We start from the raw sequence: 25,210 nt of genomic DNA on the forward strand, positions 1-25,210 counted from the left end.
TCTGGTTGCACTATGCCCCAGCTAAACGGGCCAAGCGATGGCTGGAAACCTGCTTATCCCCGGTTTCCTGACGCTACACTGTCAGTTATTTCTGGCACCCAATACCACCTTCAGGTGATCGGCCTTGATGAGCTCGGCCTTCAGGATGCTTGCCAGCAGGTCGGCCTGCGTCGGCTCTAGCGCGATCACCCGCCCCAGCACATTGAGGAGGTCGATCAGGTCGCTGGTGTATTCGGCCAGCCAATGGTCGGGCTGTATCCTGTCGAGTGGCGATGGCGGCCGCTTGTCGCCGATCTGTGGCCGCGTGCGGTCAAGCCGGCGGTAGCTGAACCAGTGCCATACCACCTGTTTGCCTGAGACTTCATAGGCCCACATTTCCGGCGAGACGTTGTCAACGAACCCGTTGCCGACATGCAGCCGACGCTTGGCCGGATCGTATTCCATGGTGTCGGGCAGCGGCTCCGGCGGACCGGGAATGCTGCCACCCTCCGGAATGAACGGCCGGGCACCCTCGGCCATGCGCGGCGGCGCCTTCGGCCGTCCGGCTGCCGGATCGGCGAAACGCTCGCCGTAGGTGTGAAGCCAGATGACTTCACGGCCGAGCGCGACGGCTTCCGAAAACAGTGCCGGGTCTGCAGTCAACGGCACGCGCAAGCCAGGCTGTACGAGGTCGTTCTGGAACCGCGCGGTAAAGGCCGGATGCGCCATAACCGCCGCCAGATAGGCCAAGACATCCTCGGCCGAGACCGCATGGCCGTAAACGTCGGCTAGCACGCCAGCCAGTTGCGTCGGGACGTTCGGAACCTTCGCCGCCGCATCTCGCCACAGCGGATATACCCGGCCGCCGAATGAGCCTTTGTAGTGATCGTGATCTGGAATCAGCCCTGTGAAGGTGATCGCTGGTCCGGATTTTGGAGACGATGCTTCCAAGGCAGTCAGGTAGACTTCGCGCGCGGAGTAGCAGTTCCACAATGTCGGCCGAGCCATGCTCAAAAGGCGATGATCTGGCACGATCCACTGGCGATCGAAGGATCGAAATCCGTATCGACAGGGGGAAACGATCGATTCTTCGTCTTTGATAACTGCACTGGCTCTCACTCCGTGATCGCCCAATCCGACAGACACAACCTTGTCCAGGTATCGATCCCGGTCGGGGTGAAACAGCCGTTCCTTCTTCTCGATGTTTGTCTCGCGGCGTAATGCGTCCCAACGCCGAGACAAAGACTCGGGGTCGGGAGCGATAACCCACGTCCGATGTGTTTTTGTGCCGGGACTCGACCAGTCGAAAAACCTATCTAACGGCGGGAACGTTACCCACTCGTCACTCGCTGCCGGAAAGAACGGCGCGCGCCAGTCGGCAGGACAATCCTGCCAGTCTGACGCGTCGAGCGTCAGGGTCTCCAGCGCGGTGAACTTGTCCCCGCGCGGCCCCTTGGGGAGCGCGCGGAATCTCACCCTGGCCGGCGTGTTCCGATCCTTGCTAAGCGGCTTCGCCGCCAACACGATGCAGACGGGCTGCTGCACGCCTTGGAAGATGCGAGTCCGGACTTCCGGCTGGTGTCCGTCCGGCGAGCAGTCGATCACCCATATGTCGGAACAGGTGCGCCGGAGATCGTCGCGCATCTTCTGAAATCCATCCCCACCAAGGAAGCCGGCGACCGTGATGAAGCAGATGATGCCCTCCTCGTCCCGGTCGGGGGTTCCGGTCGCTGCACGGTTGCCGGTGCCGAACACCTTCCACGTTGCCCAGCGCCAGAAATAGACATAGAGGTTCTTCAAGTGATGGGTGTAGGCGCCAAGCTTCCATTCCGGCGGCGGCGCCCACCAATCCATCGGCGCGGGGCGACCGGTCGCGCCTTGCTCCACCCAGGCGCCCATGCCACTTGCCTGATTCTTGTAGGGCGGATTGCCGAGCACGACGGTGATGTCGCGCTGCTGCTTGATCCGGTTTGCTTCCCGCCGCGATTGCGCGATAGGGCCACTCTGCACCAGTGTGTCCTGCTCGATATATGGGTTGCCGAGCGTGTCGGTGATGAAAAGCTGCAAGTCGGGTAGTTTCGGCGGGGTCTTGGCATCCGGCTTCGTCAGAGCCTGCAACTCGGCGATCAGGCGAAGCTGAGCGACGGCGAAGGGGCCGAACTGGAGCTCGAACCCGATCAGTCGACTCATCGCCGCCTCGACCGCGCCGCGCACCGCGCCCTTGCCCTGGTCGGCCTCGACCGTGGCGGCAATCTTGCGTATGACCCCAAGCAGGAAGGTGCCTGTGCCCATCGCCGGATCGGCAAGCGTCACGTCGGTCGATGCCAGGCCCGCCGGGCGCGAGAACAGCGGTCCGCGCAAGGTTTCGTCCACCAACCGCGTCATCGCTGCCACCACCTCCGGCGGCGTGTAGTAGGAGCCGGTCAGCTTCCTGAGATCGTTGTCGTAGACTTCGAGAAAATCCTCGTAGAAATAGAGCCAGGCTTCCGGCTTGTCCTTGCTGATGGTGTGCCAGTTCACCTCGTTCAGCACGCGGGTCAGCGTGGCGAGCGACGTCTCCAACGCCTTCTGGTTTTCGGGGTCGTCAGTAAGAAGGCCGAGGGCGGTGCCGATCAGCGAATTGGAGCCGCGCAACTGATAGGCTGCCTGGTGGATGCCGCCGGAGAGCGAAATGTCGATCGCGCGAGCGACGAGCAGGCCGAACGTCACGGCCTGCGCATAGCCGTCAGCGAAACGGTAGTCGTTGGCTTCCGGAAACAGCAGCCTGCGCCAATCTCTGGCGAGATCCGTCAGTCCCTGGCTCTTGCGCTCCAGTTGTTCAATCACCTCATCGCGCAAAAGGCGGCACAGTCGCGCCGAAATCTGCGCGAGCTGCTTGGCGTTGGCGGGCGGTATGGGTTTCCAGGTCAGGAAGTTGACAATCAGAGGCAGCAGCCCGTCGGGGGCGCCGAGCTTCGCCCCATCGCTTTCGATATTGCCTTCGAGCGCGACGACCTTGCCGACGATCTCACCGTCCTGCCATAGGCTGAAGGACTGGCCATCGGTATAGAGGAGATTGGGCAGCGATTTCAGTTTGCCCCATTGTTCTTTGTCGTGCGGATCGGTGAAGCGGCGCGGATCGGCACCCTTGCCCGGTGCCTTTAGTTCGATGAATCCGACCAGCACCTTGTTGGCCGTGACCGCGAAATCTGGCCGGGTCTTGATGTCGGCAAGGCGGGTCTCGCCGACCAGGTGGACAGCGCCGGCTGCGAAACCTTCGACCTCCGCAAGCGACTTGACCAGCACCTCAAGAGGCCCGCGAAGCTGCTCCTCGGGCTGCCCGCCGATTGCCGGATTCGAAAGCTTCGGTTTCAGCGATGCGCCATAGGCCGACACCGCACCTGCAACTGTCCCTGCGGCCAATATTCCCCTCCGCGCCGTCCCACCCCCAGGGTGAATCAGGCCAAACTGCCACTTTCTGTTGAACCTATTCAAAGAGCTCTAGATTTGCAGGCATTTTTTCAGTCAATTCCGAACAATATTGCCCGCCCCCACGAACCGACGATAAAGGCGGTCGTCTCTTGGACTCATTTCAGCAGCGCTCGCAGGAGTGCCTTCACACCGACCTCCACCAAGGCCCGGACGCGCCCGCCCAACGCTGCCTGGATCGCATCCGAAGACGAGATGCTTTGCAGGAAGCCTCCACCAGAAAAAACGGTGCCCGAATCTCCTACCATTCAGGTTCTATCGAGGACGGACGCCCTCCGCTATTTTTTCCCGTCGTCGACAATGACTGCAATCAAGAAGCAGCAGAGCCTACGTCCACGGGGACATGATGAAGGTCCGAGTGCGGTCGGTAAAGTGTCGCTTGTCGGCGAGTGCGGGCCAACGGCAATGCCGCGTAGATCACCCGAGCTCGTGGATCATAACGTCGGGAATGACCGACTTCGCAATCTCGCATAGGTGCTGGTGATGGGTGAGATAGATCACCTGGCCTACGCTGGCCATCTCGCCAAACAGGCGGAAAACTTCCTCCGACCGGAGATGGTCGAAGGTCTCCATGATGTCGTCGGCGATGAACGGAACAGAGGGCCTGAGCTTGGCAAACTCGTAATATCCCGCGAGGCGCAGAGCCAAGTAGAGCTGAAAACGCGCGCCTTTCGACAAAGCGTCTGCGACCTTCGATTGGCCATCCCGCTGCGTGGCGATGAGGACCTCACCGCCCTTTACCGGCTGGGTCGTCAAGCCTGTGTACTGGCCGCGCGTGATCAGCGCGAAGGCGTCGGAGGCCTGGCTCATCATTCCAGAGCGGTGACGTTCGCGGTAGACCCGGAGCGCGCTTGCCGCGGACATGACACCGAGCTTCAACTCGATATAACGGGCAGCCTTCTCCTCGATTTCGAGAAGCACGGTGCGGCGCTCGGCATCGATGCGGGCAACTTGGCTGTCGCCGCCAATCGCGTCGAGCTTGTCGGTCGCTCGGGTACGCCGGACGAGTTGCTGTTGCAATGCTTCATCGAGGTCAGCGAGGCGCCGCTCGATTTCGGCCTTTTCAATTGCCAACTCGTCGAGATCGACGCTCTCCAGCAATGAGCGCGCCCGGGCGAAGTCCTCAAGGGCGAACTCGCTCGTCAGCCGTTCTTCAAGCTCGGCCACGGTGCTCTGCAGGCCGTCTCGCTCGCGAAGCTGTTCATCGCGCTCTGAGACCTCCGGCAGAGTTCTTACCCCAAAGGCATCGAGCACTTCCTGTTTCGTCGTGTCGTTTGCCGCGACCTCGGCTTTCAGCGCCTCTCGAACCTCGCGCAATTTCTGAACATCAAGGAGGAGATTTGCCCTCGCCTCTCGAGCACGCTCAGCTTGCTCGAGACGCTCTGTCAGCCTGACGCTAACCTGCTCTGGCGCCTCGTCGCTCGCACACTCGGCGCCCTGCGCACCGAGGCTGGCCACCTCTTCGGCAAATGCAGTCCTATCCGCCTCCATCTTGCGGATGCGGATGCGCATGGCCTCACGATCCTGCAGGGCCTTCGACAGCTCCGACAACTGGTCGAGCACACTGCCAAGGCCTGTCCCGGCAATGCCTTCTTCGAGCCAAGTGCCCTTCAGCGTTTCCTTGACCTCGGCCTGCCATCTACCCTCTCGCCTTTCGGCAATTTCAACAGCGAGCCGCCTGGCGGCCAGCTCCTCTTCCTTCGCGGCGACGCTCCTCAGCGCTTCCGCCCGTTCCGCGTCGACCTTCGCCTGCCTGTCCAGAAAGCGGTCAGCTGCGACCGCCAATGCCTCCAGGGCCTCACCAGCGTCCGGCTGAATTCCAACGCTTTGAAGAGCCGAGGCCAATGCGAGATGGATCCACTCTCCCTCGGCTATTGCGCATTCAATTCTTGCGCGTGCGAGCAGAATGTCGTCCCAAGAGGCAAGCGCGTCAGCGCGTGCGGAAAGTCGCTCTTCGAGAAGTCCTATCAAAAGGTCGAGCGACTGAGCCTGGCAATCCTGAAGTAAGGCGCTAGCTCCTTCCTTGATTTCAGCGGACGCTATCTCTGCGCGCTGCGACGCCCCGGCGAGCTGGCAGCTTGCGCGCTCTATTGCCGCTTCGGTCTCGGCAACCTTTTGTTTCACTGCGCGCAGATCTGCGAGCTCGCTCGCATGGGCCAATCGTCCAGCCCCGACATGATCATCCTTGGCCAATGCTGTGGCAAACAGGTCCGCAGTTTCAGCCTTGAGGTCCGCCCGGTGACTTCGCCAGGCCTCGTCTCTCTCACGTCGTATGGCTGTGGCTGTTTCATCGTCAGCGAGATTGGCCGAGGCGCGGACAGTAGCCAACCGTGACGAAGTAGTTATCCGACTTTGTTCATACTCAGCCAGACGCTCGGTGAAGACTGCCTTGTCCCTTTGAAGGTCCGCGGCCAGTGTTTTCCAGGCAGTCACCTGCGTCGGCGGCGGGACCGACATCTTCGAAAGTACGTCGGCATCCCCTGACCATGGCTGGAGGCGCCGCATTGCATCCGCCAGCCTTATTTGCCGCTCGGCCTCCAAGGCGCGCGCCTCTCGAATTTCCCGTGTGTGACTACTCTGCTTCGCCCCCGACACGGCTGCCATCAATCTGGCTCTTGCGGGCTCGGGCACTGCCCTCTCCTCGCCAACTCGGCCTTGCGCAGCGTTGAGCCCGTCGAGCGCGGCAGCGGCTTCATCGCGGGCCATCTGCAGGCTCGTCGTGATCCCGGAGCGTTGCTCGAGCATGTTGCGAAGCGTGCCGACCACAAAGGCAGGCAGAATGAGCCGGGACGGATCCTGTTCGGCCGACCTTCCGAGCGCGGCGAGACAAGTCGCCACGACCTGGTCGAGCATCTGGACTTCCATCTTGCGGGTCGGCAGATCCATGCCCGCGGACAGATAGCGCGCCTTGCGATCGGCAAGTCCTCGCACCTGCTCCGAGATCGCCAGCACAGCCTCATCGACGGCGATTGCTTCGATCTTTGCCTTCGCGCGATCAATCTCATCGGCATTGGCCTGGAGGCGGGTTCTCAATCGGGCATCCTGATCGATCAATTCCGCGACGCTGCCACTCCAGGTCCGGGAAGGAGACGGCATGTCAGGCAGCTCAGCCAGCCTGCTTGCCTTGCGTTTTATTTCGGCAAGGAGCGGCGCGGCGCGCGCATATCGTTCGATCGTGGCGAGCCGCGCCGACAACACCGCGCGTTCAGCCAGGCTGCGGTCATACTTGTCCTGGGCTTCCACCCTTTCCGCCTCGAGCGCCTCGAATGTCGAGGCCAGCGTGTCGATCGCCTCCTTGCGTAACTTGAGCTCCGCGAACCGCTTCTTTAGCAACGCGATTTCGGTGCTCTGGGCCTGTTTGCGATGAAGACCGTCTGCCTCCGTATCTAGTGCAGCCAGGACGTCGCTGGCATGCCCAAGCCCGGCGCTGGCAGTGAAAAGGAGCTTGCCGAGATCGCCACGCGATTCAAGGATCGCCTTGCCGCCCGCTTCCAGCGTCTCGTCATCGAGCGAGAACATGCTGCTGTAGGCATCGCGGGACAAGCCCGTGAGGTTTGCCGAAATGGCAATTTCGCTGAGCGGCCTGCCTTCAGCGTCGTGCAGGGAGTTGCTGCGGCTTTTGGTGCGTGAGACGCCAAGCGTCCGTCCCTCGAATTCCAGCAACCCGCCGATGCGCATGGAGCTATATTCGTGCAGAAAATTATAGCGGCTGCGCTCCTCGATGCCAAAGAGCAGATCCAAATAGGCGGAAAGCGCTGTCGACTTGCCGGCCTCATTCAGGCCGAAGACGATATGCAAATCCGGGTCCGAAGCCGGCTTCTCCCCGAAGTCGATCGCTTTATCGGTAAACTTGCCATAGCGGGTCAAGTCAAGGCGCCGCAATCTCATCGCGTCGCGCCTGCCTTGAGCCGGGCCGTGACCAGGTCTACGCTTCCGGCAAGCACATCGTCGAGAAACTGTTCGAGCCCTGCTTCGTCCTTGCCGGCGAAGCCCCGCGCATCGGGCGGCAGGTCCGCGATCGTCTTCAAGACGAATTCGCGCGCTTCGGATCGAAATGCTTCCGAGCTCCCATTGGCGCGCATTGATTGAGCGAGCTCCAAAGTGGGATCGGCAACATTGCCCGAATCTCCGACAGCGGAAGCCGAAAGATCAAGCTCCAGCTTCTCCACCCAGGTGTCGCCCGCCTGCTCCGCTGCCTGCTCAGATTCAGCGACGGCCAAGTCGCGGTCGCGCATCAGCGACCATGAAAGGGCAGACGTGCCGATCAGGCGAAGGCGGGCAACAAGGTATCGCGATCTGGCAATCTCCCGGGATTGCTCCAGCCTTGCTCGGATACGGACGATGGCTTCACTCCACTCCAATGCCCCGGTCAGATCGACACTCACCCGCTCGAACTGCGCGACACTGGTGAGCCTATCCTCGATCTCGACCGAGCGATCATCGCGGATAGTGACCAGCGTGACCGATTTCTCGCCTGCCTCGTTGATGTCCCTTCCCTGAGGGATCCCCGGCATTACCAGCGTGCTCGCACCGGAATAGACCTGGCGAATGTGGACATGGCCAAGTGCCCAATAGTCAAAGCCGTGGCCGTGCAGATCGGCGACGCTGCAGGGTGCATAGACATCGTGGGCCGGGGAACCGGCCAGACTCGTATGCATGATGCCGATGTTGGCAGCGCCCTCCTGCGGGGCGGCATATTTGGGCAAGAGGCTTTCGGGCGCCTTGGGGCTGGCGAAGCTCAGCCCATGGAAAGCAACGTCCACTCCAGAGCCAGGCTGGATCACCGATTGGCAGCGGCCTCAAAAATGGTCACCGTGTCGGGCATGACAAGCTGCTTCGTAATCCTAGACATAGCGTCATGATTGCCGCGAATCATGTAGACTCTGACACCGGCCTGATGGAGGCGCGTCAACTCGGAAGCCAGAAAGCGCGCCGTCTTCATCGAGGTCTGGTCGCCATCATAAAGGTCGCCGGCGATCACAAGCGCATCGACATCCTCCGCAAGGCACAAATCCACTATCGCGGTGAATGCCTGGCGGCTGGCATCTCCGACGAGTTCGGCAAGCTCGGGATTGCGCAGCGCAAGCGAGCGCAAAGGCGAATCGAGATGGATGTCGGCTGTATGAACAAATCGAAATGCCATCCGCGGCGCTCTCCAGGCCCGAACAGAAGCTCAGGCAAATGCGGACACCAAGGCCTAGTCGCCCGAACGTCACGGCTAGCGGTCTCCTGGGCCTCGGTAGCAAAGTCCGACAGCGTTGGGCAACGGGAGGCGAGCTAGATCCTATGATAAACATCAACACTCGACCGCTAAACGGCTCCGTGTGCGGACCGCGTTGCCCTCGGCTGGCTCGCGATTGATTGCTGAGCCGTGTCCGGGGCATCGCATGTCTGTCACCCCTCATTCATGGACTCGAGATAGGGGCCGCGGCATGACCAGGACGATGTTAATTACTGGGGCCGGTCGCGGGATCGGGCTGTCGCGCGCACGTTTCCATACCGAACGAGGCAGGGTGGTAAAAAACTTCAACGTCTGCTGGCAGCGCTGGCGCCAGACGACCACTTTGCGGTGCCATCAATCGCATGAATCTGAACACCGACTTCGCAGGTCGATCCCAACGGTAGAAATCTCTTCCATTCGTACGCTCCTGGTTCGTCTATTCTAACCGATGCCACCTAGCGCCGGCGGAGCGGGAGCCTTCCAGCCTCTTGTGCTGACCCCATGATTGCTTCTCGGCGTCGCTAGTATAGGTTGCGGTCTCCTGCCATTCCACATGACCTCCTCAGGTAAATCGTGCCATGCATCAGCCCGCACCGCGTAAGACTGTTCTTCAAACGATTCTCGATTGGTCGCAAAGCAGGCCGGCATGGCAGAGGGATGCCCTCCGGCGCATTGTGACGTCAGGCACTATTAATGCGGCGGGCGTCAGTGAGATCTTCGATTTATGCAAGAAGGAGCATGGCGCGCCTGATATCGAGCTCGAAGCCGCGCCACTTGAGTCGGCGCATTTGCCGGCTAACCCAGGAAATGGATCCGCTATCACGCTATCGTCGCTCAGTGACGTCGTAGGGGTCAATCAACTTGCTCCGAAGCAGACGCTTGCGTTCGAACAAAAGGGTTTAACGATCATCTATGGGCCAAACGGCGCTGGCAAATCCGGATACGGCCGAGTACTCAAGCGCGCTTGCCGGGCGCGCAAAGCCGGCGAAATAATGCCAGATGCGTTTTCGCTTTCCTTCGGAGGCAAAGCGACCGCGAACTTCACCATTTCTAGAGATGGGGTGCTGCAACCCGTTCTCCCTTGGGAGGACAATGCAAACCCGGATCCGGTACTCTCTGCGGTGAGCGTGTTCGACCGAGAATGCGGTGCAGTCCATATCCAGGATAAAAACGAGGTCGCGTTCCGGCCATTCGGGCTCGACATTCCGGATGATCTTGCTGGAATTTGCACCCAACTCAAGACCTCGATCCAGGCCGAGGAAGGTCATCTGAAGGCACTGAAAGACCCGGTTTTCGACACGCCAACGTGGCAGGGGACCACAGCTGTCGGGCGGATCATGTCTCAGCTCAAACACAACACCAAGCTCGATGGCCTTTGTGCCCTAGCCACCATGACTGATGCCGAACGGGCGCGTCTTCAGCAGCTCGCCGAAGACCTGGCAAAGAATCCAGTCGAGGCGGCGACCGAACAGCAACAATTCGCCGATGGCATCGCGAAAGTCCTACGCTATATCAAGAAGGTACAGGAAGTCTACACGGACGACGCCCTCAACGCGCTGAAGGGCCTTGCGGACGATGCAAGGGTTAAGCGCGCGGCGGCTTTGCTGTCGGCCGAGACCGCCTTCAAGGATGCTACGTTTCCTGGGGTCGGCGCCGAAACATGGCGAGCCCTTTGGGAGGCTGCAAGACATTATTCGAAGCACGTTGAACAGCAGTTCCCGCCAGTGGAGGGAGAGCACTGCGTACTTTGCCATCAACCGTTGAACGCCGACGCGGGCGCACGCCTGGTGACCTTTGAGAGGTTCATCCGCGAGGACACGGAAAAGCAGGCTACGGCTGCTGAGAAGGCCTACGACACCGCGCTCACGGACTTCCGATCCAGGCACCCCGACATCAGGTTCATAGGCGAGATCCGGCGACGTATTGCTATCCACCATCCAACTGCGGCGGCGGCAGTACTGCGCTTCATGGCGTCAGCCGATTTGCGTAGGTTGCAGTGCCTCAGGGATCTTGTCAGCCCTGGTGGGATGGCGCTGTCGCCACAAGCTACCCTTCCCGAAGCAGAACTAGTGGAGATTGAAAGCGAAGCACGCGTCTATGCTCGTCAGTTGGAAGCCGCTGCAGACCTTGAAGGCCGCAAGATCCTGCAGGCGGAGCACGACGAGCTGAAAGATAGAGCCGCTGCTGGCCACTTACACGACATCGCCGGGAAGGAGATAGATCGGCTTGTGAAGCTGGATCGCCTGGCCAAGTGCCTAGGTCAGACGTCGACGACGGCGATCACCAAACTCGGTAACGAACTCGCAGACGAGATTATCACACCCCGAATGCGTGACCGCTTTCAGCGCGAAATCGTTCGGCTCGCCGCGGAGAAAGTCCGTGTCGAGGTAGTCCGATCCGGCGGCCAATATGGCTCGCCGAACTATCAAATCCGCCTCTTTGCCAATGCCAAAACTAAGGTGCACCTAGTGTTGAGCGAGGGGGAACAAACCTGCGTAGCTCTGGCGGCTTTCCTCACCGAGCTGGCAACTGCCACCCATAAATCTGCACTGATCTTCGACGATCCGGTGACGTCCCTCGATCACCGATGGCGGCGGAAAGTTGCGCATCGGCTTGTGGAAGAGGCAAAGGAACGGCAGATCATCGTGTTTACGCACGACTTGGTGTTCGTAAACGACTTGAATGACGGTGCATTCCGCCAAGGCCTTCCGACGAAAATGTCCAATCTATCGCGCGGCCCGAATGGAACGGGCATAGTAGGAGATGGTCTCCCTTGGGATCATGCGGGGGTAAGGGCGCGGGTCGACCGGCTTGAGAAAGACCAACGGGCGGCAAAAGCGCTCTACGACGCCAATGACGAAGATGGGTATCGCAATGCAGCAATCAGGCTCTATGGTCATCTCCGCGCTACCTGGGAACGCGCCCTGGAAGAGATCGTCTTTGCAGGTGTATTGATCCGTCATCGCGATTACATCGACACGAAAAACCTGAAGAAGGTGTCAGTTCTCCTAGAAGCCGACGCAGAGATCTTCCGTACCGCATTCAAAAAGTGCAGCGACATCATCGAAGCCCATGATCCCTCTCGCGTCCGAAATGAAGAGCCGCCGGCGCCGACTGAAGTTTCAGACGATATTAAGGCCCTCACCGATTGGGCGGAATCCTTGCGCACACGCCAAAAAGCCATCACCTAAGAGGCCCTCTATTCATCGATGGCGGCGTAGGCACCACTCTCGCCGGGGTCCGAAAACCCCGGCATGATGTCGCCCGCGAGCAGCTTTTCTTTCGACAGCAGCCCAGCATCCTCGAGCGCCTCGAAATCCGGCAGCTGGCGCAGCGTGTCGAGCCCGAACTGCGACAGAAAATTTTTGGTCGTCACATAGGTATAGGGCGCCCCCGGCTGCGGGCTGCGCGGCCCCGAAGCGATCAGCTGCTCAGCGCGCAGCACGCCGATCAGGTCGCGCGACACCTCCTTGCCGAAGAAGCTCGACAGCTCGCCACGCGTGATCGGCTGGAAATAGGCAATGCACATCAAAACAAGCGCTTCGGATTGCGACAGCTCTTTTGCCCCCTCGTCCACTGCCGTGCCGAAGGCGGCATGGATGGCGTCGCCGAAAACCTTTTTGGTCCGGTGCTGCCAGCCGCCGGCGACCGCGACGAGCTCATAGGGGCGGCCGGCGAGTTCGGCGCGAATGTCGTCGATGATCAGCTCGATATTGCAATTTCTTCCGACCACCCGCGCCAGCACACTGCGTGTCACCGGTTCATTTGCGGCAAAGATCACCGCTTCGACGCGGCCCATCCACTCACGCCAGCGCAGCTCCGGCGGCAGGTGCTCCAGCTCGGTATCCAGCAACGCCGGCTGAACGTTTGGCTTGCGGCGGGCAGACGCTTCGCTCATGGCTAGAGCCCGAACAGACGAAAGGTGGGGCGGCCCGACAGCTCCCTCACGGCATCGAGTTGCTGTAGCCGCTCGAACAGACGTCGCGCCGCAAAACGCGACAGGTTTTTTGTCGTCAGCGAGCCGGAGACGGCGTCGTCGTCGAGCAGTCTTTGGATCACATCGCCTGATCCCTTTGCCCTCAGCTTCGGTGCGACGGCGATAAGCCGTTCCGCGCGACGCGACAGCTCGGAGGCGAGTCGGCAGGCGTCGGCCGCCGCATGAACCAGCGCAACGCAGACCGCGCGCTCAAAACTTGTCTCGCCGGGCAGGATGCGCTTGCCGCCGGCCTCGCCGCGAAAAGCCGGACCAAAGGCCTGCGCCATCAGCAGCGGCAGCGGCCGCGGCCAGCGCAGGCCTTGCGCCAGCACCAGGTCGGCGAGCCACCAGGCAAAGATCTCGGCATCCGGCCTCATAGCGATGACATGAGCGGCGATCGCCGCGGCGGCGAACGGCGCCGACCGCTGGGATACCGCGAGATTTTCGATCTGCATGCAAAGGTCGGCGAGCGCGTGGCCGTCCCAATGGAGGCCAAGCTGGTCGAGTACCTTCTCGAGCCGATCGGCGCTGGCGGCGGGCGGCTGCCCGGCCAACTGCCGCCAGGCGCCAAGGATGGCGCCGGCCGGACCGGGATCGGCCCCCGCCTGGCGCAGATACCAGGCATCGCGCAGGGCGGCCGCGTCCTCGGCCCGGCCGGCGAGCCGCATGCTGGCGGCGGCGCAGTTGAGCGCCAGCCGCTGCCGCCAGGCGCCGGCCCAGCTGGCTTGCGCGCGGGCAAGCGTGTCGAGGGCGCCCAAGGCGGCGCCGGCCTGGAAGGCGGCGTCGGCCTCATGCAGCGTGCCGCCGGCAGCGAGCGCCCAGACGGGCACGGTTGGCGGCGCGGTGGGGCTGGCGGTCGGGGGATCGAGGCGAATCATGGTTTTGGAGGCTAAAGTGTCCGTGCGCTTTACGCCATGATTTTCACACCGAAACGCACAGCCTGTCGGCGGTATGAAACGAATGATAATCTTGCATTATCATTCGTTTTCGTCTCTATATGATAAATGGCCGTTCTCAGCGAGCAGAAGCCCAAAAATCGCCCTCAGCGACCCTCCGGAGCGTCCCACAGTACGGGGCCGCAAGACGTTGTTTCCGCCGCGCCGGTGTCGGCTGAGCCCGGGGCCGGCGCCGACAGTCTCGACGGCGAGCTGCCCGACATCGTCTCGATCGTCATGGCGATGGATCAGGCGCCGGAAGACGAGCCTGCGCAAGCCCCTCCCCTGCCCTGCCGATCAGCGGCGGCCAGACACGTGTGCCGGCGCATCTGGAAAAACTCGCCGATCGTGCCCGCGACTATGTCGAGGCGGCGAGCGCGGCCAACACCAGGCGCGCCTACGCCGCCGACTGGAAGCATTTTTGCGCCTGGGCGCGCCGCCAGCATCTCGATGTGTTGCCGCCCGATCCGCAGGTCGTCGGCCTTTACATCACGGCCTGCGCGTCCGGCAAGCTAACGGGGGACAGGAAGCCGAACGCCGTCTCGACAATCGAGCGACGGCTTTCGTCGCTGACCTGGAACTTTTCTCAGCGTGGCCAGCCGCTGGACAAAAAGACCGGCATATCGCCACGGTCATGGCCGGCATCCGCAACAGCCACGCCGCCCCGCCCCGGCAGAAGGAAGCCATTCTGCCGGAGGATCTGATTGCCATGCTCGAGACACTCGATCGCGGTACCCTGCGCGGCTTGCGCGACCGCGCCATGCTGCTCCTCGGCTTTGCCGGCGGCCTGCGCCGCTCCGAGATCGTGGCTTTGGATGTCGGCCGCGACCAGACCGAGGACGGCCGCGGCTGGATCGAGATCCTCGACAAGGGCATGCTCGTTTCCCTTCGCGGCAAAACCGGCTGGCGGGAGGTCGAAGTCGGGCGCGGCTCGTCCGATGCCACCTGCCCGGTTGTCGCGGTGCAGACCTGGCTCAAGCTCGCCCGTATCGCACACGGACCGCTGTTCCGGCGCGTCACCGGCCAGGGCAAGGCGGTTGGCGCCGATCGGCTCAATGACCAGGAGGTCGCCCGCCTGGTCAAGCGGACCGCGCTGGCGGCCGGCGTACGCGGCGACCTGCCGGAAGGCGAACGCGGAAAGCTCTTTGCTGGCCATTCGCTGCGCGCTGGCCTCGCCTCCTCGGCCGAAGTCGATGAGCGCTATGTGCAAAAGCAGCTCGGCCATGCCTCGGCTGAAATGACTCGCCGCTATCAGCGCAGACGCGATCGGTTCCGTGTCAATCTCACCAAGGCGAGCGGATTGTAGAAAAGCCCCTCCCCTGCTCAGTGTGATGCACCAGCAGGTTCTTTGGTCGTCTGCTTCTCAGACGACAGGGCTCGCAGCACGGCCTCAGGCTCTTTCTCCATGATGCGAAGCAATGTGCGCGCAGCGCCACTCGGCTGCCTTTTTCCCTGCTCCCATTTCTTGTAGCCGGATGGGCTGGTCCCAAGCACGGTTGCCATCTCATCCTGCGTCAGATCGAGCCTCTTGCGCACGGCTTTTGCGTCCACAGCGCCAACTTCCACACTGTGCACCTTGATGCCGGCAACGTCCTTGCCTTGTGCATGAGCCAAAGCTTCCGACATCGCCTGGATCAGATCGGCGCCGAACTTCGTCATCTCGCTCATGTCCTGCTCCTGTTAGCTGCCTTGATCGCCTTGGCGAATGCCGCGACCGCCTTGGCTTCATCGGGCTTCAGATCGACTTTTTCGTTCTTTCCGTAGGCCAATAGCGCGTAGATCGGCGCGTCGTCGCTGTACCAATAGTAGATAACGCGCGCACCGCCGCGCTTGCCCTTGCCTTTGGCGCCAACCCGCACCTTTCGCACCCCGCCGGTTCCGGGAATCTCATCACCAACCAACGGATTGGCGGCCAGAAAGTCGATCAGTTCCTTTCGCTCATCCTCACTGAACAGCTCAGCTGCCTGCTTGATGAATAACGGTGTCTCGGCAACTGTCTGCATGCGACCCATATGACCCAATGGGTCACTATATGGAAGTGGAAACGGGGAAAGTCAATGCCTGGCGACCTGCGGGCACTCCGCCATCTCGGTGATCCTTATCCTCCGCGTTTGGGGATCCGCTTCGTAGACGATCTCTCAGACGCAGGTGCACGCGTCCGGCTGCGAGGTAATCGTCCAGCAGCGCGGTTCCGGGGCGTCCGCGCCCCGCCCCTGCCCTATCCTGGCTGCTTCGCAGATAGGCGCCAGCGACACGCTGGTCGTCCCGGCTTGATCGTCTGGCGCGATCCGTTAGTCATCTTCTCGAGGTCATCATCGCCGTTCCGCCGCCAGATGACCATTCAAAGTCATCTTCCCCGGCATTCTCGCGAAGCTGATCGATCAGGTCGATAGTTATACCAAAAAGCCGCCGCCATTCGGACGGGCGTCGGCTATCAAGTCCAGCCATTACGCGGCGAGCGGATAGCTCTCGCCGGACCAGGCAGAGAACTTGGCGGCAAAAGCCTTCAGGTCATCGACCCCAATGTGATGAGCGGTTGCGAACTCGACTTGCTGAGCGAGAGGAACCTCGCCGAGAAAGGCGCTGACATGACCGGGATGCTGCTTGGCCAGATCGATATCAGCAATGCAATGCGCCAGCGCCGCGTCGTCCAGTTGATCACTGTAGGGCGCGTTCACGGTCGTCAGGACTGAACCCAGATGCTTGCTCATCATGCGTGCAAGATAGTCGTTTCAGGGCTTGTCGCACAAAGTTGCCGCCCTCCAGCGCACCCATCGGCGATCCGGGACGTCAGCGTTGTTCTCGTGACCGAAATCAGCCAGAATCGCCCTCCAAGATCGCCTACGACGACGCACGGCGTTCCCTTGACGAAAAAAGCGGGGATTTCCCACCCGGCCGGAGCCCGAGAATGACCGAGCAAAAACCCGTCCGCCTGCCCGACCCCGCTTCCGTCGAAACCGTCCTCGCGGCTTTAGAGCCGCAGTCGGCCGACGTCGAACTCGCCCCTGCCCTGAACAAGGCCTTTCCGGGCTTCGTCTTCACCGTCGCCACCATCGACGATCCCTACTGGTGCAACCCTCACGACGTTGTCGCTGCCGACGGCACCCGCCTCGACGACCATCGCGCCTGGGTCGAGCATGAACTGGCCGAGGTCGGCGGTGACCTCAACGCCTTCTGGAACCGGCATCGTCAGAGCGGGGAAAAATTCGCCGAATGGCGCGGCACCACGGCCTTCGCCTTTGCCTCGACCGGTCCCGGCGCCGCCGACTTCGTGCAGATATCGCTCGGCCGCGAGATCGAGTTTCTCGCCGGCGCGGTGGTCGATCCCGACTATCGCCCCCGCGCCATCGACGATCTGTTCGATCCGACCTGGGTTTTGCGCGGTTCCGCGGTCGAGACACAACAGCTCGCAGGGCCAGTCTACCGGCTGCGCGGCCGTTCCGGCGGCGGCATCGTCCACATGCGCAGTTTTTTGGCGCGCCGGGCGCGCATCGAACGCGAACTGCGCGAGGCGCAGCGGCCCGAGCTGAAAAACCGTGTCATCCGCGAGGTCGGGCCAGATGGCACACGCGACACCGCGTTTTTTGACGCCAATCCCGACTGGTTCGATTTCGTGCCTCGCGAAAGCCGCTTTTTTGTTGCCTGGGAGCGATCGAGTGCTGCCATCGACCGCATCTTTGCGCACTGGGCCTTCGACATCCACGACCGCGATGATCGCGGCCGGCGCGAGATTGGCTTTATTCCGCGGCCCCTCAAAATCCCGACTGAGAGGCTGCTCGCCGACGAAGGCGTCTCCGTGCACCGGCTGATGGAACGGATCGAGGCGATCGACAGCGAAATCGGTCTGCCCTTCGCCTGGTTCTTTCTGATGACCCACGGCCACTGGGTCGATCCGAATGTCGGTCACGCGATCGCCGAAGGCCTGCGCACGGGCCGGGTGCGGCTACCCGATCAGGACGCCGCCGTTCTGCTCGCCTGGGCGGACAAACCGTATCTGTTTTGAGCGAGACGCAAAACTGTGGCGCCGAGGCGCTTGATAGGCGGGATCCGGTGCCGCCCCTTCGATTGTAGCGCAGTTTTGGTCGGCATCTCGTCCGACGACGGCGTCAAGACACTGCGCCATCTGTCTCGGTCAGCAATCTGATCGGCCGCGCGCGCCGGCAACGCGGTGATCATCGGCCACCGAGAACTTCTGCGCACACCTGCGCCTTTTTCCGCGAGATCGCGCAAATGGCCGCCGCAACTGCAGATTTGTTCGGCCCGTTCGCATCGTGGGCCAAGATGCGGGCGCATTTCTGCGTGCCCATATCTCGATAACCTCCTGCAATGCCCTGGGCTGCCCCCGATGCTCGGCCCGTCCTGTCGGCAGCGACTGCAAAGTCCGGCCAGCTCAATCGCTGCTGCGCGACTCGTTTTACTGCCGTAAATTCTGGTGCTTATGGCAGAGGAAACATAGGCTTAGTTCTGCACGGATGGAAACCGTGTCGGCGATGATCGAGATGTTGGCCCCGAGAGCTGGTCCTCACCGTTAACCTTCTGTTAACCCAAAACTTCTTGCTGTGCTTGGCCGAATCGGAGCTTAATGGCGCTTGTTAGATAGTTTCATCGCAAAAAGCGCCAATTCGGATTTCCACGAGAATGAACATCGCCATGCGGCTACCAAGCTTCGAGTTCGATGACAAAATTCTCGAGCAGGGTGCCGAGATATCGCGACGCCTCAATCAACTCCGCATGGAGAAGTTTCCACCCGACGCGACAAAGACTCTGCGCACGTTCTCAATGGGTGAAGTAGCCCACTATCTTGGCGTGTCGCAGAACAATTTGAAGCGCCTTCATCTCGAGGGCAAAGGACCCCTGCCCGCTCAAAATTCCTCCGGCCGGCGGTCTTACACGGCGGAGCAGATGCTCGAGCTGCGCCATTTCCTGGACCGCCATGGCCGGACCGAAGTGAAGAAGTACGTGCCGCACCGCAAGCCTGGAGACAAGCTCCAGATCGTGGCGGTCGTAAATTTCAAGGGAGGCAGCGGCAAAACCACCACGGCTGCCCACCTCGCCCAACACCTGGCCCTGACGGGGCATCGCGTTTTGGCAATTGACCTCGATCCGCAGGCGTCGCTTTCTGCGCTTCATGGGTTCCAGCCCGAACTGGACCGCAACCTCTCTCTCTACGAGGCAATCCGTTACGATGAGGATCAAAAGCCGATTTCGGACGTCATATCGCCGACCAACTTCCCAGGCTTGGACATCATCCCAGCCAATCTGGAACTCCAGGAGTACGAGTACGACACGCCGCTAGCGATGCAGGACAAGTCGTCCAGTACAGGCCGGCAGTTTTTCACCAGAATCGCAAAGGCGCTGTCAGAAGTGGACAGCCGCTACGATGTCGTCGTCATCGATTGCCCACCGCAGCTTGGCTATCTAACCCTGACGGCGATGTCGGCAGCGACATCCGTTCTGATCACGGTTCATCCGCAGATGCTTGATCTGATGTCCATGAGCCAGTTTCTGCTGATGCTCGGGGGCATACTGAAGACCATTAAGGCGGCTGGCGCGGAAATCCAGTTGGACTGGTTTCGTTACCTCATCACCCGCTACGAGCCCACGGACATTCCGCAAGCGCAGATGGTCGGCTTCATGCAGTCCATGCTGGCCGGTCAGATCCTTGAGAACCCGATGCTCAAGTCAACTGCCATCTCGGACGCCGGCCTGACCAAGCAGACCCTGTATGAGGTGGAGAAATCGGCGTTTACGCGCTCGACCTACGATCGGGCGCTTGAGTCACTTGATGCAGTGAATTCGGAAATCGTCGACCTCATTCATCGTACATGGGGCAGGTCATGATTGAAGGGCACTTTACCGCAGTAAAAAAAGGCGGTTTTTTCTACGAAGTCAGTCGCCTAGCGGAAAATCGGAGCGATTGAATGGCCCGCAAGGATGTATTTGGAAGCGTGATGGGGGCAGGGGCTGTTGCCGCGGAGGTGCGGGACGTCGCCAACTACGCCGTTCGAGGCGCCTCGCGATCGATCATGCAATCCTTTGAGGAGCTGTCCAAGAGTTCCGTGGTCGATCTGGATCCCGCCCTGATCGACAGTTCGTTCGTTTCAGATCGTATCGACGACGCTGATGACGAGTTCCTTGAGCTGCTGGCGGCAATTCGGGAGCGCGGGCAAGATTCCCCCGTCCTGGTCAGGCCGCATCCATCGGCGCCAGGGCGCTATCAGACTGTCTTTGGACACCGAAGGCTCAAGGTCGCCCGGCATTTGGGCCGGCCCGTTCGAGCGGTCGTCAAGAACATGGACGATAAGGACCATGTGATAGCCCAGGGGCAGGAGAACGCTGCCAGGGCAGATCTGTCCTTCATTGAACGGACCTTATTTGCCGAGCGTATCCTCAAGGCCGGCCATTCGCCTGAGACTGTCAAGCTGGCGCTAGCGCTGGACGATACAACTTTTTCCAAGATGCGCTCGGTTACCAGCCACGTGCCCGAGGGAATTATTTTGGCGGTCGGAGCGGCCAAGGGCATAGGTCGAGATCGCTGGTGGCAACTCGCAAAGCTAATGGAGCGCCATGAAAATGGGCTCAGGGCAGCGGACTATGTGAAGAGCGCAGACTTTTCGTCGCTTCAGAGCGATATCCGCTTCACACGATTGTTTGACTTCCTGAGTTCCGTTCCGAATCGTGCCCGAGCGCCGGCGAAGTCGCAAGACAGAGCTTGGACGCCAGGGGACAAGTCCGTACGCGCCAAGATCACCGATACGGGAAAGATCTTTACGCTAGCCTTGAAATCGAAGGACGCGTCGACCTTCGGCGCGTTCATTGCTGATAGGCTAGACGAACTTTTCGTGGCCTTCCGGGAATCGGAACAGGCAAAGAAAACAGGAGACTGAACCGCAAAAGAAAAAGGCCCCCGAACGTCACCGTCGCGGAAGCCCTTCTCACGTCTGTAGCAAGCTGAGAATCGCATTTCCCCGAATCACTGTCAAGAGTCGCGGCGTCGTTTTGGCGAGCAGATTTCTTTTGCCTAATCGAGGGTGAAAGAAAATGGAGACGGGCATTGCAACGACGCCCTTTGGGCGGCGGCCGATGTCGCTCGCCATGCTGGCAGCGCAAAACGAGTCACGTGAGATCCCCAAAGGCAGGGTCGTCGACAAGTGGCAGATCTATCGCAACCTCTGCGAAGGCAAGAGCGTCGTCGGCATCGGCGATCGTGCCCTGGCCGTGCTCAATGCGTTGATATCTTTCTATCCTGACAGTGAGTTGAGTGAAGAAAACGACCTCATCGTCTTTCCATCAAACGCACAGCTGTCGCTCAGGGCGCACGGAATGCCTGATGCCACGCTCAGGCGGCACCTAGCGGCTCTTGTTGATGGCGGGTTGATCATCCGTCGGGATAGCCCGAACGGCAAGCGTTACGCCCGCAAGGGCAGGGGAGGGGAGATCGAGGAAGCCTTTGGCTTCTCCCTGGCGCCGCTTCTGGCCCGTGCTTTCGAGTTCGAGGCGGCCGCCGAACGCGTTCGCGCCGGCAACAGGGCGCTCAGGCTTATGCGCGAGCGGATCACCTTGCACCGCCGTGACATCCACAAGCTGATCGAGGCCGCCGTCGACGACGCTGTTCCGGGTGACTGGGGAGGCCTGTGGAAGCGTTTCCGCGGCATTGTGGAGGCAATTCCGCGCCGAGCCTGCACTGCCGAGCTCGAACCGGTCGTAGCTGATCTGGCCGCGTTGCACGACGAAGTGGATAAGATGCTGGAAATTCATATGAATTCCACGAATCCGGGCGGCAATGACTCTCAAAACGAGCGGCAGCAATCTGATTCAAACACCTACGCTATATTTGAACTTGAACCTGCTTTGGAGAAAAGCGGGACGACGGTCGAACCAAGACGAGCAGCCGACGAGAAGCCGAAAGGCTATCCGATCGGACTTGTGTTGAAGGCCTGCCCCGAAATTGCGGACTACGCCGTCGATGGCATTGGCAGTTGGCGCGACTTGATGATCACCGCGGCCCAGGTGCGAGGCTACCTTGGCGTGTCGCCCTCAGCCTATGAGGAGGCTTGCCATGTGATGGGTCAGGAGGTCGCCGCGATCGTGATTGCCTGCATCCTGCAAAGGGCCCAGCATATCAACTCGGCCGGCGGCTATCTGCGGGTGCTGACCGAAAAAGCGAGGGCAGGGCAGTTCTCCGTCGGGCCGATGCTGATGGCGGCGCTTAAAGCCAATGGCGCAACCGTGAAGATGACCGGATGAAATTGCGAGCACATCGCCGGTCCCTCCACGACCTTGCGCGGGAACCGTGACACAAGATCAGGAAGTGACGTGGAGCTGTGATGTCCTTCTGGAGCCTTTCTCCTGGAAAGATCCGAAGACCGTTCGTGTTCAGCCCGATCTTTTCGAGCCGGAGATCAGGAACGCATTGCGCGACAAGGTGTTTTGCGGCAATAGCGCTTTGTCCGGAGCATCGATTTTGGCTGAGGACCGCGTATCTGCAGCTCTACAGTCAGTACATTGAACAGATCGCCCATGATCGTCTCGAATGGCTTGCCTGGCTGGTGTCAGTGAGTCAGGTGCTGCGGGAGCTTGGCCGTCAGGAGGAGGCAACCGGCGATGGCCCGGCGTGGCCGCGGGCCAATGTCGATGTCGAATGAGCGGCTCAGTCCGCAACAGGTCGATGGCCCTGGTTTTCGCTTGTATTCGAACCGCACCAGTCGGGCCGATAGCCAAGAGTGTGGTGAGCGGCAATGCGTGGATCTGACCAGACCCCATCCCACAGCTAGTCCGTCTCGACGCTTTCGGCCGCGTCGGACGTTTCGCCTAGCTTATGGAAGTTCGATCTCGCCGTCCACCATGTGGTTGCGGCCGGTACCTTCCGCCGTCAGCGTCATGCGGACGTTCAACTTCTTCTTCTTCTCGCCGCCGATTTGCCCTTCGCGCACCGTCTCCTCGATCTTGCGCTGGGAGGTGACGCCGACTTCCTTTAGGAACTTGCGGATCGACATGTTGAAGGCGTCTTCGCTCATGACGGAACTCCTCTGTGTCTGGAAGAGATTGTAAGGGAAGGCAAGGGATCAAGGAAGCAGGACGGTGACGCACCGGGCACTGTGCAACAGCGAGAAAAAATGGGTAACCCGTGAATTATTCTCGCTGATACACTTTCCGCCGCGATTTACCCTCGCAAAGAAGTTGGGACGGCTATTTCATCTCGCTGGCGTAAACCCGCAAATCACCTATCCTCTGGGCCATGTCATCTTACCGAAAGGAAAAAGCGATGACCGAGAAACGTGGCCGTGGCCGTCCCCCGGGCGAAGGCAAGAAAGACGGACCATTCTTGGCCGACATGGCTGACCTCATGATCTGGACGCCGAACATGAGGAAGACCACCGCGATTAGGCGAGTTATGGCCGCTCGCAAAGATTGGGAGGCCGCGAGCCCAGAGGCTTTCGTTCACCGATTGCAGGACAAATGGCGCGTGCGAGGTGAGGCGGCGCTTGTAGCTGCACATAAGAGAGCGGCGGCGCGGACCGCCACGCCGAGGTCCAGCCACCTGAACTATGTGGGGATACCGGTCGGGCCGCAATGGCATCTTGGTGCCCTGAGCCCTTCGGCCTCGGCTGTCCTTGACGAAGCAGCTTCGGCAGCTCGAAGGGCCTTAGATGCCGTCCAGGGAGACTTTGGAAAATACAGCGCGGTGTGGCAGGCCATGCAGGGCGACCTTGCAAAATACGGAGCCCGTTTTGACACCGTGAGGGACCACGCCTCTGCCACGTTTCGTCAGTTCGAGGAAGCTCGACGTCGAGCTATCGGACCCTGCCAAGGAATTCTGGACGAATTCGCCTCACTTCAGAAGCAAGCCGAAGCGCAGTTCGCGGCGGTCCGTGGCCCCTTCGCCGAACTTGAGAAGTCCTTTGCCCAGTACGCATCTGGCGCTTCAGTCAACTCGCTGGCTGTCCGCACCGCACTGGGCCTTGCCTAAAGTGATGGACCCCCGGCCGACGTAGCCGGAGGGCCTTTCGTGTTCCTACCGCTGCACCTTCTCCGGCAAGCCTTCAATCAGGTGACTGAACGGCGCCGAGAACGGCAGGAAGTTGCCAAGCGGGACGAAGGCGTTCCAGGTTGTGGTTCATTCGTCCCGCCAGATAACCCGTTTCTGCCAGCGGATTTCCACGAGACGCCTGTAGCGGATGGTATGCGCCTGCTCTCCAGTTGGATGAAAAGAGTTGGGCGCTCATCCACTCCCGGCTCTTGCACTGCTGACAGCTCTCACATCGCGGATCGTGACGTTGCCGATGACCTCCCGCAAATCGAGGGGCTTATAGTTACGTGTGACGTTGCAGCGGGCGCAGCGAATGCCGGCGACCTGCCCGTTTTCGCGGGTCTGGCGATTACTTGTGGAAAGCCCGGAAAGCCCGTATATTACGGAAGAAAGGAGTCCTGCCGATGACCACTACCGTCACCGCCGCCGCCGTCTCGAAAAACTTCGGCGCCTATCAGGATGCCGCGGTTCGCGACCCGGTCATCATCACCAAGAACGGCCGGCCGCGCACCGTGCTGCTGGCTTACGAGGATTTTGTCCGGCTCTCCAAGCGGGACCGGCGGGTCGAGCTAACGGCAGAGCTCAGTGCGGACGAAATCGCAGCAGTCGAATCCGCCGAAATGGAGCCGGGTCTTGACCATCTCAACGACGAACTCCTTCCGGCAAAAGGTCTGACGGCAAAAAATGCTGCCGGCTGAAATCAAGGTCGGCCACGTTTTCCGTTATTCGTATCTCTGGCATTGGCAACATCGCGAAGGCCGCGAGGAAGGCGACAAGGACCGGCCCTGCCTGGTGCTAGCGCTGGTCGCCATGCAGGAGGACGGCTCGCCGGTTGTCCGAGTTCTGCCGATCACGCACGCACCGCCCTCCGATCCCGCCGATGCCATCGAAATCCCGGCTGCGGTCAAGTTGCGCTTGCGGCTCGACGGCGAGCGGTCGTGGATCGTTTTGACGGAAAGCAACCGGTTCGCCTGGCCGGGCCCCGATATCCGGCCGCTGAACACGGAGAGCGGCTATTACGGGCCGTTGCCGCCGGCGCTGTTTGCCGCGGTCAAGCGCCGGTTTGTCGCCATTGCGACAAGCCAAGCGCACAGGAGCACGCCACGCTCCGCGTAACCGCTGATCGGCACCGATCAGCGCACGATCGGTGAAGGAGCCTTGGACCTGCGCCGACAGTTGGGGCGCCGTGGTAGGCGGTGGAGAGCATACTCGTCATGCGCGACCCACACCCCGGCCGATCGAATGGGGTCTTGCAATTTTCGCTTCTGCTGCGTTTAACTCCCCAGTCTCGAAATGAACCGGGCTGGCTTAACGGCCAAGTCCACGTCGCAGTTGTCACAGAGGAATGCACAGATATGGCGACCGGAACCGTGAAGTGGTTCAACAGCACCAAGGGATTTGGATTTATCCAGCCCGACAATGGCGGTCAGGACGTTTTCGTCCACATTTCCGCTGTCGAACGCGCTGGCCTCTCGACGCTGAACGACGGCCAGAAGATCAACTATGAGATCGAGCAGGACCGCCGCACTGGCAAGTCCTCTGCTGGCAGCCTCAGCAAAGCTGGCTGAATTTTCGCCTGCGTCCCGGCAAGAGCGAGATGA

17 protein-coding genes and 2 pseudogenes are annotated in these 25,210 nt (G+C 60.9%); 10 read left to right on the plus strand and 9 right to left on the minus strand.

All coding sequences use genetic code 11. The features are described from left to right. Positions 1 to 81: 81 nt before the first annotated feature. The 3 genes and pseudogenes from ACVDG8_RS37745 to ACVDG8_RS37755 form a co-directional block, all read right to left on the minus strand. Complete coding sequence (locus ACVDG8_RS37745; RefSeq protein ID WP_447250482.1) at positions 82 to 3,381, minus strand: type ISP restriction/modification enzyme; 3,300 nt, start codon at positions 3,379 to 3,381, stop codon at positions 82 to 84. A gap of 483 nt (positions 3,382 to 3,864) precedes the next feature. Next, positions 3,865 to 7,314, minus strand: coding sequence for an AAA family ATPase (locus ACVDG8_RS37750; protein ID WP_455707935.1), 3,450 nt, complete (start codon positions 7,312 to 7,314; stop codon positions 3,865 to 3,867). Between the two features lie 17 nt (positions 7,315 to 7,331). Continuing rightward, a pseudogene (locus ACVDG8_RS37755) lies at positions 7,332 to 8,590 on the minus strand (metallophosphoesterase family protein). 656 nt (positions 8,591 to 9,246) lie between these two features. Between ACVDG8_RS37755 and ACVDG8_RS37760 the strand changes: the two are divergent. After that, entirely contained in the window at positions 9,247 to 11,859 is a 2,613-nt protein-coding gene (locus ACVDG8_RS37760) for an AAA family ATPase (protein ID WP_447250485.1), read from the plus strand. A gap of 8 nt (positions 11,860 to 11,867) precedes the next feature. Here the strand turns inward: ACVDG8_RS37760 and scpB are convergent, their stop codons facing one another. Together scpB and ACVDG8_RS37770 are read right to left on the minus strand one after the other, a co-directional pair. After that, positions 11,868 to 12,566: an SMC-Scp complex subunit ScpB gene (gene scpB / locus ACVDG8_RS37765; protein WP_447250486.1), complete on the minus strand. Its 699-nt coding sequence runs from the start codon at positions 12,564 to 12,566 to the stop codon at positions 11,868 to 11,870. Positions 12,567 to 12,568: 2 nt separating this feature from the next. Then, entirely contained in the window at positions 12,569 to 13,522 is a 954-nt protein-coding gene (locus ACVDG8_RS37770) for a DUF1403 family protein (protein WP_447250487.1), read from the minus strand. Positions 13,523 to 13,816: 294 nt separating this feature from the next. On the opposite strand from ACVDG8_RS37770, the pseudogene ACVDG8_RS37775 reads away from it, so the two are divergent. After that, positions 13,817 to 14,885 (plus strand): annotated as a pseudogene (locus tag ACVDG8_RS37775) (site-specific integrase). A gap of 17 nt (positions 14,886 to 14,902) precedes the next feature. On the opposite strand, the gene ACVDG8_RS37780 reads toward ACVDG8_RS37775, so the two are convergent. The 3 genes from ACVDG8_RS37780 to ACVDG8_RS37790 all read right to left on the minus strand — a co-directional run bounded on the left by ACVDG8_RS37780 (position 14,903) and on the right by ACVDG8_RS37790 (position 16,290). Further along, positions 14,903 to 15,247 carry a helix-turn-helix domain-containing protein gene (locus ACVDG8_RS37780; RefSeq protein ID WP_447250488.1) on the minus strand — a complete coding sequence of 115 codons (345 nt, stop codon included), beginning with the start codon at positions 15,245 to 15,247 and terminating at the stop codon, positions 14,903 to 14,905. Further along, on the minus strand, positions 15,244 to 15,582 hold the full coding sequence (locus ACVDG8_RS37785) for a type II toxin-antitoxin system RelE/ParE family toxin (protein ID WP_095809220.1): 339 nt from the start codon (positions 15,580 to 15,582) through the stop codon (positions 15,244 to 15,246). Before ACVDG8_RS37785 ends, ACVDG8_RS37780 begins: the two co-directional genes overlap by 4 nt. A 444-nt stretch (positions 15,583 to 16,026) precedes the next feature. Next, the gene (locus ACVDG8_RS37790) at positions 16,027 to 16,290 is read right to left on the minus strand and encodes a hypothetical protein (protein WP_447250489.1); all 264 of its coding nucleotides are present in this window, start codon (positions 16,288 to 16,290) and stop codon (positions 16,027 to 16,029) included. 197 nt (positions 16,291 to 16,487) lie between these two features. Between ACVDG8_RS37790 and ACVDG8_RS37795 the strand changes: the two genes are divergently transcribed. The 4 genes from ACVDG8_RS37795 (at position 16,488) to repC (ending at position 21,826) form a co-directional block, all read left to right on the plus strand. Further along, entirely contained in the window at positions 16,488 to 17,582 is a 1,095-nt protein-coding gene (locus ACVDG8_RS37795) for a hypothetical protein (protein ID WP_447250490.1), read from the plus strand. Positions 17,583 to 18,217: 635 nt separating this feature from the next. Further along, positions 18,218 to 19,420 carry a plasmid partitioning protein RepA gene (gene repA / locus ACVDG8_RS37800; protein WP_447250491.1) on the plus strand — a complete coding sequence of 401 codons (1,203 nt, stop codon included), beginning with the start codon at positions 18,218 to 18,220 and terminating at the stop codon, positions 19,418 to 19,420. Between the two features lie 80 nt (positions 19,421 to 19,500). Next, positions 19,501 to 20,466, plus strand: a complete 966-nt coding sequence (gene repB, locus ACVDG8_RS37805) for a plasmid partitioning protein RepB (protein ID WP_447250492.1) — start codon at positions 19,501 to 19,503, stop codon at positions 20,464 to 20,466. A 154-nt stretch (positions 20,467 to 20,620) separates the two neighbouring features. Continuing rightward, the gene (gene repC, locus ACVDG8_RS37810) at positions 20,621 to 21,826 is read left to right on the plus strand and encodes a plasmid replication protein RepC (RefSeq protein ID WP_455707936.1); all 1,206 of its coding nucleotides are present in this window, start codon (positions 20,621 to 20,623) and stop codon (positions 21,824 to 21,826) included. Positions 21,827 to 22,395: 569 nt separating this feature from the next. Here repC and ACVDG8_RS37815 read toward each other — a convergent pair. Next, on the minus strand, positions 22,396 to 22,596 hold the full coding sequence (locus ACVDG8_RS37815; protein ID WP_455707937.1) for a DUF6494 family protein: 201 nt from the start codon (positions 22,594 to 22,596) through the stop codon (positions 22,396 to 22,398). Between the two features lie 248 nt (positions 22,597 to 22,844). Between ACVDG8_RS37815 and ACVDG8_RS37820 the strand changes: the two genes are divergently transcribed. From ACVDG8_RS37820 to ACVDG8_RS37835, 4 genes are all read left to right on the plus strand, one after another. Further along, on the plus strand, positions 22,845 to 23,549 hold the full coding sequence (locus tag ACVDG8_RS37820; RefSeq protein WP_447250495.1) for a hypothetical protein: 705 nt from the start codon (positions 22,845 to 22,847) through the stop codon (positions 23,547 to 23,549). A 464-nt stretch (positions 23,550 to 24,013) separates the two neighbouring features. Beyond that, positions 24,014 to 24,307, plus strand: coding sequence for a type II toxin-antitoxin system Phd/YefM family antitoxin (locus ACVDG8_RS37825; RefSeq protein ID WP_447250673.1), 294 nt, complete (start codon positions 24,014 to 24,016; stop codon positions 24,305 to 24,307). Further along, a complete protein-coding gene (locus ACVDG8_RS37830) occupies positions 24,294 to 24,725 on the plus strand; it encodes a plasmid maintenance toxin (PemK-like) (RefSeq protein WP_447250496.1) in 432 nt (143 codons plus the stop codon). The genes ACVDG8_RS37825 and ACVDG8_RS37830 overlap by 14 nt, the downstream gene beginning before the upstream one ends. Before the next feature lie 239 nt (positions 24,726 to 24,964). Then, positions 24,965 to 25,177, plus strand: coding sequence for a cold-shock protein (locus ACVDG8_RS37835; protein WP_006339568.1), 213 nt, complete (start codon positions 24,965 to 24,967; stop codon positions 25,175 to 25,177). The last annotated feature ends 33 nt before the right edge of the window (positions 25,178 to 25,210 follow it).

The organism is Mesorhizobium sp. ORM8.1, assembly GCF_053005525.2.